General features: G+C 65.6%; 12 protein-coding genes. 11 read left to right on the top strand and 1 reads right to left on the bottom strand.

Annotated features, from left to right (window positions below; genetic code table 11):
- Nucleotides 1-86: 86 nt before the first annotated feature.
- The 9 genes from H7A85_RS04140 to H7A85_RS04100 all read left to right on the top strand — a co-directional run bounded on the left by H7A85_RS04140 (nucleotide 87) and on the right by H7A85_RS04100 (nucleotide 8,770).
- Nucleotides 87-1,607 carry an SPOR domain-containing protein gene (locus H7A85_RS04140; protein WP_182084637.1) on the top strand — a complete coding sequence of 507 codons (1,521 nt, stop codon included), beginning with the start codon at nucleotides 87-89 and terminating at the stop codon, nucleotides 1,605-1,607.
- Between the two features lie 110 nt (nucleotides 1,608-1,717).
- Nucleotides 1,718-2,743 carry a beta-N-acetylhexosaminidase gene (gene nagZ, locus H7A85_RS04135; RefSeq protein WP_182084636.1) on the top strand — a complete coding sequence of 342 codons (1,026 nt, stop codon included), beginning with the start codon at nucleotides 1,718-1,720 and terminating at the stop codon, nucleotides 2,741-2,743.
- Between the two features lie 316 nt (nucleotides 2,744-3,059).
- Nucleotides 3,060-3,290, top strand: coding sequence for a twin-arginine translocase TatA/TatE family subunit (locus tag H7A85_RS04130; protein WP_182084635.1), 231 nt, complete (start codon nucleotides 3,060-3,062; stop codon nucleotides 3,288-3,290).
- Between the two features lie 49 nt (nucleotides 3,291-3,339).
- Nucleotides 3,340-3,846 carry a Sec-independent protein translocase protein TatB gene (gene tatB, locus H7A85_RS04125; protein ID WP_182084634.1) on the top strand — a complete coding sequence of 169 codons (507 nt, stop codon included), beginning with the start codon at nucleotides 3,340-3,342 and terminating at the stop codon, nucleotides 3,844-3,846.
- Nucleotides 3,843-4,655 (top strand): twin-arginine translocase subunit TatC, encoded by an 813-nt coding sequence (gene tatC, locus H7A85_RS04120; protein WP_182084633.1) that lies wholly within the window; start codon nucleotides 3,843-3,845, stop codon nucleotides 4,653-4,655. The genes tatB and tatC overlap by 4 nt, the downstream gene beginning before the upstream one ends.
- 42 nt (nucleotides 4,656-4,697) lie before the next feature.
- Complete coding sequence (serS, locus tag H7A85_RS04115) at nucleotides 4,698-5,981, top strand: serine--tRNA ligase (protein ID WP_182084632.1); 1,284 nt, start codon at nucleotides 4,698-4,700, stop codon at nucleotides 5,979-5,981.
- 4 nt (nucleotides 5,982-5,985) lie between these two features.
- Nucleotides 5,986-6,747 carry a 5'/3'-nucleotidase SurE gene (gene surE / locus H7A85_RS04110; protein ID WP_182084631.1) on the top strand — a complete coding sequence of 254 codons (762 nt, stop codon included), beginning with the start codon at nucleotides 5,986-5,988 and terminating at the stop codon, nucleotides 6,745-6,747.
- Nucleotides 6,748-6,763: 16 nt separating this feature from the next.
- Complete coding sequence (locus tag H7A85_RS04105; protein WP_182084630.1) at nucleotides 6,764-7,405, top strand: protein-L-isoaspartate(D-aspartate) O-methyltransferase; 642 nt, start codon at nucleotides 6,764-6,766, stop codon at nucleotides 7,403-7,405.
- A 105-nt stretch (nucleotides 7,406-7,510) separates the two neighbouring features.
- Nucleotides 7,511-8,770, top strand: a complete 1,260-nt coding sequence (locus H7A85_RS04100; RefSeq protein ID WP_244630925.1) for a M23 family metallopeptidase — start codon at nucleotides 7,511-7,513, stop codon at nucleotides 8,768-8,770.
- Between the two features lie 67 nt (nucleotides 8,771-8,837).
- On the opposite strand, the gene H7A85_RS04095 is transcribed toward H7A85_RS04100, so the two are convergent.
- On the bottom strand, nucleotides 8,838-9,710 hold the full coding sequence (locus H7A85_RS04095) for an ATP-binding protein (protein WP_182085054.1): 873 nt from the start codon (nucleotides 9,708-9,710) through the stop codon (nucleotides 8,838-8,840).
- Between the two features lie 142 nt (nucleotides 9,711-9,852).
- Between H7A85_RS04095 and yajC the strand changes: the two genes are divergently transcribed.
- Nucleotides 9,853-10,194: a preprotein translocase subunit YajC gene (gene yajC / locus H7A85_RS04090; RefSeq protein ID WP_182084628.1), complete on the top strand. Its 342-nt coding sequence runs from the start codon at nucleotides 9,853-9,855 to the stop codon at nucleotides 10,192-10,194.
- Between the two features lie 124 nt (nucleotides 10,195-10,318).
- The gene (secD, locus tag H7A85_RS04085) at nucleotides 10,319-12,901 is read left to right on the top strand and encodes a protein translocase subunit SecD (protein WP_182084627.1); all 2,583 of its coding nucleotides are present in this window, start codon (nucleotides 10,319-10,321) and stop codon (nucleotides 12,899-12,901) included.
- Nucleotides 12,902-12,904: the final 3 nt, after the last annotated feature.

Genomic DNA, 12,904 nt, shown 5'->3' with positions numbered 1-12,904 from the left:
ACAAGTTCGCACCCTAGGGGCAGGCTTGGGAAACGGCGTCGGGTCCCGCCGGATCGAGGCCGTTTCGCGGGACATGGGGTGAGGTCATGAAGGACGTTAAGGGCGCCGGCGCCTCGAGGGTAGGCGACGTTGACGATTTCCTCGGCCATGCGACGCCTGGCCGGGACGGACCCTCCGCGAGCCGCGCCGACGGGCGAGCCTACGGCGGCTTCGAGCCTGTGGAGGTTCGCAGCTCCGACTGGGAGAACTTCACCTACCAGCCGACGTCCGCCGCGCCCCCCGTATCGATCGCTCCGACCGAGCGTCCCTTGACGGAGACCGTGTCGCGCGGCGGTCTGCCGCGCGGGATCAAGGGGTCGGGCGATGCCGACCATCAGATCGACGAAGCGCTGTTCGGCCTTAGCCAACCGGCGCGCCCCCGCAACACCAATCCGGCGGAAACGCAATCCTTCGCGCCGGCGCGCGATTCGGAATTCGAGCTCGAACCGCGCCAGGCGATCACGCTGGACGATTTCGACGAACTGATTTCCAGCGAGCTTGCGGCGATGCGCGGCTCGGGCGCGCCGCCGCAGCAGGACGACGATTACGCGCTCGGCTACGAGGACGCGGACGATCAGCTCGAACCCTACGAGTACGACGACTATCCCGTTCGCACCCGCTCGCGACTGAAGAGCATCGCCCTCATGGGCGGTGTGGCCGTGATCGCGATCGTGGCCGTGGCGGGTGCCGCCGTGACGCTGCTCCCGGGCAGCGAGCGCGGCGACGATTCCTTCCTGATCACCGCTGATACCGAACCGTTCAAGATCGCGCCGGCCGACCCGGGCGGACGTTCGATCCCGAACCAGAACAAGGCGGTCTACCAGAAGGTCGCGGGCGTTTCTTCGCAGACGCCGCCAACCCAGCAGTCGCTGGAAACGGCAATGGAAGAGCCGCTCGATATCGCGGCCGACGAGGACGTTCCGCCCGAAAGCCTTCCCGGCGTCGACATGGGCGAGGAGATCGCGCTTCCCGACGAAGAGCCCGCCGCCACGCCGGCCGCGGAACCGACGAGGACGGCTTCGGCCGACGACGGGACGCTGCAGCCGCGCAAGGTCCGAACCATGACCGTGCGCCCGGACGGGACGCTGGTGGCTTCCGAGGCTCCGGCTTCCAGCCTCCTCAGCGCATCGTCGATGCAGGCGCATGCCGCGACGCTGGATCCCATCGCAGGCATTCAGCCGACGATGCCCTTCGGCGACAGCGCCGACATCACCACCGCTTCGACGACGCCCGCCCCAGTGGAAGCGCCTGCCGCTCCGCAGCCTATGCCCGTTCCCGAAGCGCCTCGGCAGGTTGCCGCCATCGCGGAGCAGCCTGCGCCTGCGGATGCCTATTTCGTCCAGATCGCTTCGCAGCCGTCCCAGGCGGCAGCCGAAGAATCGATGGCCAATATGGGTCGCCGCTTTTCGAGCGTCATCGGCGGGCGCTCGCTCGGCATCAAGTCGGCCGAGATTCCCGGAAAGGGAACCTTCTACCGGGTGCGCGTGACTGCGGCTTCGAAGAACGAGGCGAACTCCCTGTGCGAAAGCCTGAAGTCGGCCGGCGGCAGCTGCTTCGTGACGCGCTGACGCTGGGTGTGGCCGCCGGGCTTGCGGGCTTGGGCGGCGGCTCGCTGCAGGGTTTCGAACGCGGGAAGGCGGAGCGGATTCCATCCGGTCGCGCCGATGGAAGAGCGAACATGAGTGCTTCGAAGGCTTGGATCTCCGGCTGCATCGGCCATGCCCTGACGGCGGACGAGCGCGCCTTCTTCGCCGACGAGCGGCCATGGGGCTTCATCCTGTTCGGACGCAACATCGGCGATCCGAATCAGCTGCGCGACCTCGTCTCCGAGTTGAAGGACGTGTCGGGTGGCGACACCGTTCCCGTCTTGGTCGATCAGGAGGGGGGCCGCGTTCAAAGGTTGCGCCCACCGTTCGCGCCGCGCTTTCCGCCCGCCGCCGCGATCGGCGAGATCTATCGTGCGGACCGGGCGAAGGGTTTGCGCGCCGCTTGGCTGCAGGGTCGCCTTCTCGCCGACGATCTGCGGACGGGTTACGGCATCACGGGCAACTGCATTCCCTGTCTCGACCTGCCCGCGCCGGGCGCCCATTCCATCATCAGCGACCGGGCCTATGCCGATGACCCGATCGCTGTCGCGGATATGGGACGGGCGGCGGCGGAGGGCTCGACAAGCGGCGGTGTCCTGCCGGTGATGAAGCACATTCCGGGTCACGGACGCGCCGAGGCCGACAGCCATCTCGAACTTCCGACCGTGCGCGCTTCGCGGGCGGAGCTGGAAGCTCACGACTTTCGGCCCTTCGGAGCCCTGGCCGATCTGCCGGCGGGTATGACCGCACACATCCTGTTCGAAGCGCTCGATCCCGATCGTCCCGCGACTCTTTCCCCGCGCGTAATAGCCGACATCATCCGCGGTGCGCTCGGCTTCGATGGCCTCTTGATGAGCGACGACATGTCGATGAAGGCACTGCAGGGCGATATGCACGAGTTGGCTGGACGCGCGATCGCCGCCGGCTGCGATCTGGCGCTTCATTGCAACGGCGATCTCGAAGAGATGCGCGCGGTGGCTTCGGCCGTGCCTGAACTCGCCGGTGCCGGACTACAACGCGGGAACCGCGCGCGCGACATCATCGCCAAGGGTGCGGATGCTCCGGCCACCGATGCGATGCGCCAGGAATTCTTCGAACTCCTTGGCGTTGGCGCCTAAGTATTCAGGCTTGGGTGGTGGTAGACTGCCTTCGGCGACCTCATATCGAAGAGATAGCCCTTCGCATCGCCGGCTTGCGTCGTATGCTTGCCACGATCGTTGGCGAGAACGGAAACTCGCCGTCCAGTCAGCCGTGATTCTTCAGGTCGACTTGGCCGACGAGAACGTGAAGGACGGAACTCTTGCTCGGGCCGAGCGCGACAGTGTGAATGACGTCGTCGTATCCGTTGATCGACAAGACGTTTTCGTGCTTGAAGGCTTGGACGGATCGGCGTGAACCGGATCTAGGGCGCACGGCGCCTAAAGGAGAATCGATATGGGAAGCTTCAGCATCTGGCATTGGCTCATCGTGCTGGCGGTGGTGCTGCTTCTGTTTGGGCGAGGCAAGATTCCCGAACTCATGGGCGATGTCGCGAAGGGCATCAAGAACTTCAAGAAGGGTATGGCCGACGAGGATACGGCGGCCGTGCAGGAGCGCCGTTCGCTGGAAGCTCGCGAGGGCGACGCGCTGAGCACGGAAACACCCGTCGAGAAGTCGCGCATCTGAGGTCGATGGCGGAGCCTTGGCTCCGCCACCTTCCGCATGCGGCAAGCCCATGTTCGATATTGGCGGACTTGAACTCCTCGTCATCGCGATCGTGCTGATCGTGGTCGTCGGGCCGAAGGATCTTCCCAAGATGCTTCGCACCTTCGGCCGTGTCAGTTCGCAGATGCGACGCATGGCAGGCGACTTCCGCCGCCAGTTCGACGAGGCCCTCCAGGAAGCGGAACTCGACGAGCTCCGCAAGACGGCCGACGAGGTGCGCTCGCTCGATCCGCGAAACGCGATCCAAAAGAACCTCAATCCCATCAGGGCGGTGGGCGACGAGATTCGCTCGTCGCTGAAGGCTGCCACCGTCGCCGCGCCCCCGCGTGTTCCGCAGGCGGGCGAGCCGGCGGCCCCGGCCGAGCCCCCTATGACGATGTCATCCAATCCGAACGGGTCGGGACAGGGTTCGCCACCGGCCGACGGAATGGCCAGTTCGGTTGTCGAAGCTGAACCCGTCTCGCCGACGCCTCCCAAATCCGTCGAGACTCCTTCGCGAACGGGAGAGCCGACGTGAAGCGTTCGGAAGCCGATATCGAGGCGTCGTCCGCGCCGTTGATCGAACATCTCATCGAGTTGCGCCGTCGCCTGATCTGGGCGATCGCGGGCTTCTTCGGCATGTTCCTGATCTGCTTCTTCTTCGCCAAGCAGATCTTCAACGTGCTCGTGGTGCCCTACCAGATCGCCACGTCATGGGCCGGGCTCGATCCGGCCGCCGTCGAGCTGATCTATACGGCGCCCCAGGAATATTTCTTCACGCAGGTGAAGGTCGCCGCGTTCGGCGGCTTCTTCCTCGCCTTTCCGGTGATCGCGATCCAGATCTACAAGTTCGTCGCGCCGGGCCTGTACCGCGACGAGCGCTCGGCCTTCGTGCCGTTCCTGGTAGCGACGCCGCTTCTGTTCCTGCTCGGCGCGCTTCTCGTCTACTTCTTCTTCACGCCCATGGTGATGTGGTTCTTCCTGTCGATGCAACAGACGGGCGGGGGCGGCGATGCCGCGATCCTTCTTCTGCCGCGCGTGTCGGAATACCTGTCGCTAATCATGACGTTGATCGTCGCCTTCGGGCTCGTGTTCCAACTGCCGGTGATCGCCTCGCTGCTGGTGCGGGCGGGGATCATCGGTTCGCAGAGCCTGAAGGACAAGCGCAAGTACGCGATCGTCATAGCATTCATCGCTGCCGCGATCCTGACGCCGCCCGATCCGCTGTCCCAGATCGGTCTTGCGATCCCGACCATCATTCTCTACGAAATTTCGATCATCACGGCACGGTTGATCGAGAAGAAGCGCGCCGAGCGCCTGGCGGAAGCGGAAGCGTCCGCGGAGTGATCCTCCGCGACCTCCGGTCCGCCACGCGCGGACTGGAGAGACATGCTCGACCTGAAATGGATTCGCGAGAACCACGAACGTCTGGACGAGGCGCTGCGAAGCCGTGGCGCCCCCCCGGCTTCGGCCGAGGTGCTGCGTCTGGACGAAACGCGGCGCGAACACCTGACGACGCTGCAGACCTGGCAGGGGCGCCGTAACGAGGCCTCCAAGGAGATCGGCAAGGCGAAGGCATCCGGCGACGCCGCCCGGGCCGATGCCGTCATGGCCGAGGTCGCCGACCTCAAGGCCAAGATCCAGGATGGGGAGCGGGAAGAGCGTCGCCTCGACGCCGAACTCACCGACTTCCTGGCCGCGCTGCCCAACATCCCGCTCGACGACGTGCCGGAGGGAGCCGACGAGGCCGGGAATGTCGAGATTCGGCGCGGCGGCGCGAAGCCGCAATTCGCCTTCCCGCCGAAGGAGCATTTCGAACTCGGCGAAGCGCTCGGTCTCATGGACTTCGACGCGGCGGCGCGCATGTCCGGCTCGCGCTTCACGGTGCTGAAGGGCGGTCTGGCGCGTCTGGAGCGGGCGCTCGGCCAGTTCATGCTGGACATCCACACCGCCGAGTTCGGCTACGAGGAAGTCTCGCCGCCCATTCTCGTGCGTGACGAGGCGCTCTACGGCACCGGCCAGTTGCCGAAGTTCGCGGAGGACCTGTTCCGTACGACGGATGGCCGCTGGATGATCCCGACAGCAGAGGTCTCGCTGACCAATCTCGTGCGGGAGCAGATCCTGGACGGCGCCGCCTTGCCGCTGCGCTACACGGCGCTGACGCCCTCGTTCCGATCCGAGGCCGGATCGGCGGGTCGCGACACGCGCGGCATGCTGCGCCAGCATCAGTTCTACAAGGCCGAACTCGTATCGATCACGACGCCCGAAACCTCCACCGACGAGCACGAGCGCATGACGCGCGCGGCCGAAACGGTGCTGGAGCGGCTTGGGCTCCACTATCGCACGGTCGTCCTTTGCACGGGCGACATGGGGTTCTCCTCTCGCAAGACCTACGACATCGAGGTCTGGCTGCCCGGCCAGGATGCGTTCCGCGAGATTTCGAGCTGCTCGGTCTGCGGCGACTTTCAGGCGCGGCGGATGAACGCGCGTTTTCGGCCCGCCGGTGCGAGCCAAGCGCCCCGGTTCGTCCATACGCTGAACGGCTCGGGAACGGCGGTGGGGCGCGCGTTGATCGCCGTCATGGAAAACTATCAGACCGAAGCGGGAGCGATCCGCATTCCCGATGCCTTGCGGCCGTACATGGGCGGCATCGAACTGATCGGCAGGGAGTGAACGCTTGCGCATCCTTCTGACGAACGACGACGGTATCCATGCGCCGGGCCTGAAGGTCCTGGAAACGATCGCGCGTCAACTATCCGACGATGTATGGATCGTAGCGCCGGAAACCGACCAGAGCGGTCTGTCGCACTCGCTCACCTTGTCCTCACCGTTGCGCGTGCGCCGCGAGGGCGAGCGCCGTTTCGCGGTGACGGGAACGCCGACGGACTGCGTTATCATGGCGGCCAAGCACCTGATGCCTGATGAGCCGGACCTTGTGCTGTCCGGCGTCAACGCCGGCCAGAACATCTGCGACGACGTCAGCTATTCCGGCACGGTGGCCGGTGCGATCGAGGGCATGATGCTCGGCTATCGTTCGGTGGCGCTCAGCCAGTCCTTTCGCGCGGATAGCGATCGCGATGCGCTTTGGTCGACGGCCGAAACGCACGGCGCTGACGTCATCCGCAAGCTCCTGACCGTTTCGGCGCCGAAGGAAACGCTCTTCAACGTCAACTTCCCCGCCGTCGCGGCGGGCGAGGTGAAGGGCGTCGAGGTCACGCGGCAGGGCAAGCTCGACTACGCGCTGGGAATCGAAGAGCGTCAGGACGGGCGGGGTCTGCCGTATTTCTGGCTGAAGTTCGGTCGCCAATCGGGGCCGGAGATGGAAGGGTCGGATCTTGGCGCCATCCAGGCCGGCTCGATCTCGGTGACGCCGCTGCAACTCGACCTGACACATCATGCGCTGCGCCAGGAGATGCGCGCGGCGTTCTCCGGCAATTGACGGACGCGGCGTGACGATGCCGGCGGATCGCGAGGGTCTGGCGTCGCTCCTGATGCGCATCCGCTCCGAGGATGCGGTTGCAGGGCGCCTCATGGAAGCGGTGGAGGCCGTGCCGCGCCGTCCGTTCGTGCCGGCGGGCGTCGAGCACCCCTATGGCGACCACAGCTTTCCCATCGCCTGCGGGCAGACCATGCCGAGCGCGCGAACGGCGGTGCGCCTTGCGGCGGCCCTGCGAATGCAGCCCGAGCACCGCGTTCTCGAGATCGGCACGGGGAGCGGCTATGTGACCGCGCTTCTGGCTCGGCTCGCGGTGCAGGTGGTCAGCGTCGACCGCTACAAGACGCTGACGACGCAGGCGGAAGCCAGCCTGCGCTCCTGCGGCATCGGCAATGTCACCTTCGTCCATGACGACGGGCGAGGGGGCTGCCCCGATCAGGCGCCGTTCGATCGGATCATCGTGCACGGAGCCTTCGAGCAATTGCCCAAGACGTTCGTCGAGCAGATGGCGTCGGGGGGAATCCTCGTCGCGGCAATCGGACCGGCACAGGGCGAGCAGCTTGTGGTGCGGCATCAGAAGCAGGGTAGCCGCTTCGAGCACACAGAGCTTTTTCCCATCCGTCTGCAGCCGCTCGAAACCGGCGTTGCCACGGTTCTGTAAACGTCTTTCCGGTTTTGCCCGATCGGCTTAACCGCCGGGTAACATTAACGCGCTCTAATGCTCCCAAGGTTGGGCGAATGCATGGGGACTGCGATGCGCACGCATATGATGCGGCTTTTTCGGAAACGGCTTGTTCTGTCGGTCGCCATGATGTCGGTGGCGGCGGTATCCGCCGGTTGCAGCGCGGACGCGACGCGGCTTCAGGACGGTTTCTACACAGGAGCGATCCCGAAGGCGTCCGTCGGCAACCAGCAGATTGCCGCGGCTCCGTCCGCACCGGCCGCTCCGTCCTACGGAACGCAGGCGTCGGAGACGTATGCCGCAGCGACCCCGTCCGTGAGCCGTTCCTCCCTGCCGCCCCCGCCGGCCTCGTCATACGGAAACGGCGGTTCGAGCTACGAGCCGCCCGCTCAGCAGGCCGCCGTCTCGTCCGCGCCGATCGGGCAGTCGCAGATCGGGGAAACGCAGGCGTCCCGCGCCATGGCATCTACGCAGCCAGTGCGCAGCACGGGCGGTGCTCGTAGCGCCAGCGTGACGGTCGAATCCGGCGACTCGCTTCTCGGCATCGCTCGTCGCAACGGCGTCAGCATCTCGGATCTTCGGGCCGCGAACAACCTGAGCGGCGACAACATCCGCATCGGTCAGAGCCTCGTCATTCCCGGCGGCTCCGCTCCGGCCGCCGCCGGCAACACCCGGGTGGCCTCGCTCGGCGCGCCGCCGACGACGCTTCAGGCGCAGGCCGCCGCCATTCCGGCCCCGCGCGCCGCGCCGGCCAACCGTCCGATGGCTGCCGCGCCTGCTGCCGCCCAGGCCCCGCATACGCCGGCCGCACCGCAGCCGGTTGCCACGGCCCAGGCGCCGGCCGCGACGATGCCCGCGGCACCCAAGGCGGCCGATACCACCGTGGCCTCCGCCGCTCCGGCTCCCGCCACCACGGTCAAGGCCGAGGAGGAGAAGCAGGAAGCTTCGCTCGCGCCCGCCTCCACCGGCATCGATCAGTTCCGCTGGCCGGTTCAGGGCCGAGTGGTCAAGAATTTCGGAGACAAGGTCGGCTCGCGTCGCAACGACGGCCTGAACATCTCCGTGCCGCGCGGAACACCGGTCAAGGCTGCCGAGAACGGCGTCGTCATCTATGCCGGCGAAGGGCTCAAGGAATTCGGCAAGACGGTTCTGATCAAGCACGACAACGGCTTGGTCACCGTCTACGGCCACGCCGACGACATCCTGGTTCAACGCGGCTCGACCGTGAAGCGCGGTCAGGAGATCGCGAAGGCCGGGATGACCGGCGACACCGATAGCCCAATGCTGCATTTCGAGGTTCGCAAGGACTCCTCGCCCGTGAACCCGATGACCTATCTGCGCTGAAGTTTCGCGTATCGCAGATTGGAGAAGCCCCGGCGCTGCCCGCACCGGGGCTTTTTCGTATCCGCGACTAGAGTTCCAGCTTCTGGCCGAGACGCCCGGCGAAATCCTGGACGAACTGGAAGGCGACGCGGCCCGAGCGGCTGCCGCGCGTCGTCGACCATTCCAGCGCCTCGCGGCGGACCGTCTCCGCATCGGCGGCGATACGCGACTGACTGATATAGCCATCCACCATCGCGAGGTAGTCGTCCTGCGAGCATTTGTGGAAGCCGAGCCAAAGGCCGAATCGATCGGAAAGCGACACCTTCTCCTCCACGGCCTCGCTCGGATTGATGGCAGTGGACTGTTCGTTTTCCATCATGGTCCGAGGCAGAAGATGCCGCCGGTTCGACGTGGCGTAGAAGAGGACGTTGTCCGGCCGGCCCTCGACGCCGCCGTCCAGCGCCGCCTTCAATGATTTGTAGGACGTGTCGTCGTGGTCGAAGGACAGGTCGTCGCAGAACAGGAGAACCCGGAAGGGCTGTTGGCGTAGGACATTCATCAGGCCGGGCAGGGCGTCGATATCCTCGCGGTGGACCTCGATGAGCTTCAAGGGCAGCTGCTCGCCCGAACGCTCGCGGTTGACGAGTTCGTGCGCAGCCTTCACCAGCGACGACTTTCCCATGCCGCGAGCGCCCCAGAGAAGGGCGTTGTTGGCGGCGTGTCCGCTTGCGAAGCGTCTCGTGTTGTCGAGGAGAATGTCCCGCGAGCGATCGATTCCGCGAAGAAGCTCGACGGCGACGCGGTTGACCTTGGGAACCGGCTGGAGGGCGAGGGGCGGCTGAAACACGAAGCAGTCCGCGACGCCCAAGTTGGCGGGGTGCGCGGGAGGCGGGGCGAGCCGCTCCAGCGCGTCGGCGATACGCTCGAGGAAAGCGAGTTGAAGGTCGTTCGATCCGGTCACAGTCTCGCTATGTCCTTCTACGTCCGCGAGCTTGGCGCTCTCGCCATTCTCGGCTCCGGTTGCATTCAAGCCGACCGTTCGTATATTGCGCGCGACTTGTGAAGGGCGCTTTCGGCCCTTTCAGACCTCCGAGGAGTTGTTGATGTTCGCCACCCCGGCTTTCGCCCAGACCGCCACCGCTGCCGGAGGGCCGGAAAGCATTCTGATCAGCATCCTTCCGTTCATCGCGGTGTTCGCGATCATGTATTTCCTGATCATCCGCCCGCAGCGCACGACGGCCAAGAAGCGCGACGAGATGCTGCGCAACATCCGTCGCGGCGACACGGTGGTGACCGGCGGTGGCATCATCGCCAAGGTGACCAAGGTGATGGATAACGGTGAACTGGAAGTGCAGATTTCGGAGCAGACGAAGATCCGCGTCCTCCAAGCCATGGTGGCGGATGTTCGCACCAAGGGTGAGCCGGTGGCGGCCAACACGAAATAGCCTCCTTCGAGGCTAGGAAAGACCAGGCGCCGATACTTATCGGCGTTCGGGAACAAGCCGGACTTTCGACTGCCACGGGCGGGGGCGCGAGCCTTCCGCCCCTTCGTCATGTTTTGGAACCGCCATGCTTCATTTCACTCGCTGGAAAACCGTCCTCATCTGGCTCGCGGTCCTGGCCGGCGTTCTCTTCGCGCTTCCGAACCTTCTGACGCATGAGCAGAGGGAAGCGCTCCCGCGCTTTCTTCCGCACCAGCCGATGACGCTGGGGCTCGATCTGCAGGGCGGCTCCTACGTGCTGCTCAAGGTCGATCGACCCTCGCTGGTCAACGACCGTCTTCAGACGCTCCGCGACGACGTTCAGCTTTCTCTGCGCAACGCGAATGTCGGTTTCGCCAACGTGGCGGAGCGTGACGGTGCCGTCGTCTTCACCCTGCGCGATCCTTCGGGCGGGGCGGCCGCGCGAACGGCGCTGCAAAGCCTGACCTCGCCGATCTCCACCAGCCTTCTGGCGGGCGGCAGCGTGACCGAAGCCGAATTGACGGAAACCGAGCCCGGAACCTTCCGCCTCGCGCTGACCGAGCCCGGCATCAACTATCGCCTTTCCACCGCCGTCGCCCAGTCGATCGAGGTGGTCCGCCGCCGCGTCGACGAGCTCGGCACGACCGAGCCGGTGATCCAGCGGCAGGGTCTCGACCGCATCATGGTGCAGGTCCCGGGCCTTCAGGACCCCGCGCGTTTGAAGGCGCTCCTGAACCAGACGGCGAAGCTGACCTTCCGCCTCGTGGACGTCAACAATTCGCCCGAAGCCGTGCAAAGCGGCGCGCAGCCGGTTCCGGCCGGCAGCCAGCTCCTGCTCACCAACGACAACCCGCCCGCACCCGTTCTCGTCCAGCGCCAGGTGATGATCGCCGGCGATAATCTGACCGACGCTCAGGCCGGCTTTGACCAGCAGAACAACCAGCCCGTCGTCAACATCCGGTTCGATGCGCGCGGCGCGCAGCGCTTCGGCGAGGTGACACAGCAGAATGTCGGCCGTCCGTTCGCCATCGTTCTCGACGACAAGGTTCTGTCCGCCCCCAATATCCGCGAACCGATCCTCGGCGGTCAGGCGCAGATCTCCGGCAACTTCACGGTTCAGACCGCCAACGATCTCTCCGTGCTGCTTCGGGCGGGCGCGCTTCCCGCCACGCTCGACATCATCGAGGAGCGGACGGTCGGCCCCGGCCTTGGTGCGGATTCGATCTCGGCCGGTCAGAATGCCGGCATCATCGGCGGCGTCCTCGTGGTCGTCTTCATGATCGTCGCCTACGGGTTCCTCGGCCTCATCGCCAACGTCGCGCTTCTGATCAACGTCGTGCTGCTCGTGGCACTTCTGTCGGTGCTCGGGTCGACCCTAACGCTTCCCGGCATCGCCGGCATCGTTCTGACGATGGGCATGGCGGTCGACTCCAACGTCCTGATCTACGAACGAATTCTGGAGGAGCGGCGAAACGGGCGATCCGTCGTTCAGTCGATCGACGCCGGCTTCCATAAGGCACTCGGAACGATCATGGACGCCAACATCACGACGCTGATCGCGGCCGTGGTGCTGTTCTTCCTCGGCTCGGGACCGGTGCGCGGATTCGCCGTCACGCTGGCGCTCGGCATCTTCACCACGATCTTCACCGCGCTGACGCTGACGCGCTGGCTGGTGGCCTTCTGGGTCCGCCGGCGCCGTCCGAAGGAAGTGCCGAAGGGCTGGGTGTCCTTCGTACCGCACGGGACGGCCATCCGCTTCATGGCGGTGCGGAAATGGGCGTTCGCAATCACGATCGGGCTTTCCATCGCTTCGATCGGCAGCATCTTCGTCGGCGGCTTGAACTTCGGTATCGATTTCACCGGCGGTACGGTTCTGGAGGTCAAGTCGAAGGCTCCGGAAGCCGACGTCGCCAAGCTTCGCGAAGACCTGACGCCGATCATCGAAGGCGACATCCAGGTTCAGGAGTTCGGTTCCGCTCAGGACGTCCTCATCCGCTATGCGGTTCAGCAGCAGGATCTGCAGACGCCGCAGGCGAGCGTGAACGCGGTTCGCGCCGCCTTGGCCGACGAGTACAACTTCGAGCGCGTCGAGGTCGTGGGGCCGACGGTGTCGGGCGAACTCGCCTGGGCGGCGATCCTCGGCGTCGGGGCCTCGCTCTTGGCGATCGCAGCCTATGTCTGGATCCGGTTCGAATGGCAGTTCGCCATCGGCGCGCTTCTGGCGACGGCGCACGATGTGGCCATGACGATGGGTTTCCTCGTCGTGTCGCAGCTTGAGTTCAACCTGACCTCGATCGCCGCGCTTCTGACCATCGTCGGCTATTCCTTGAACGACACGGTCGTCGTGTTCGACCGCATCCGCGAGAACCTCCGCAAATACAAGAAGATGTCGATTTCGGAGATCATCGACCGATCGCTGAACGAGACCCTGTCGCGCACAATGCTGACGGCAGTGACTCTCGTTCTGGCGCTCGTCGCACTCTACGGGTTCGGCGGCGATGTGATTCGCGTGTTCGTGGCGCCGATGCTGGCGGGCGTGCTCGTCGGCGTCTACTCCTCGATCTTCATCGCGGCTCCGGTCCTGATCTACTTCAAGCTTCGGCCCGAAACGATCCGCGGCGGTGATCCGAAGGATGCGGTCGAGGCGTCCCCCAACGCCAAGCCGCTGCCTCGCACCGGGCGGGCCTGATCG

Origin of the sequence: Aureimonas sp. ME7 (assembly GCF_903970965.1) — a bacterium.
Classification (GTDB): domain Bacteria; phylum Pseudomonadota; class Alphaproteobacteria; order Rhizobiales; family Rhizobiaceae; genus Aureimonas.
Note: the sequence above shows the minus strand (reverse complement) of the source record. Positions and strands in the feature narration are given on the sequence as shown.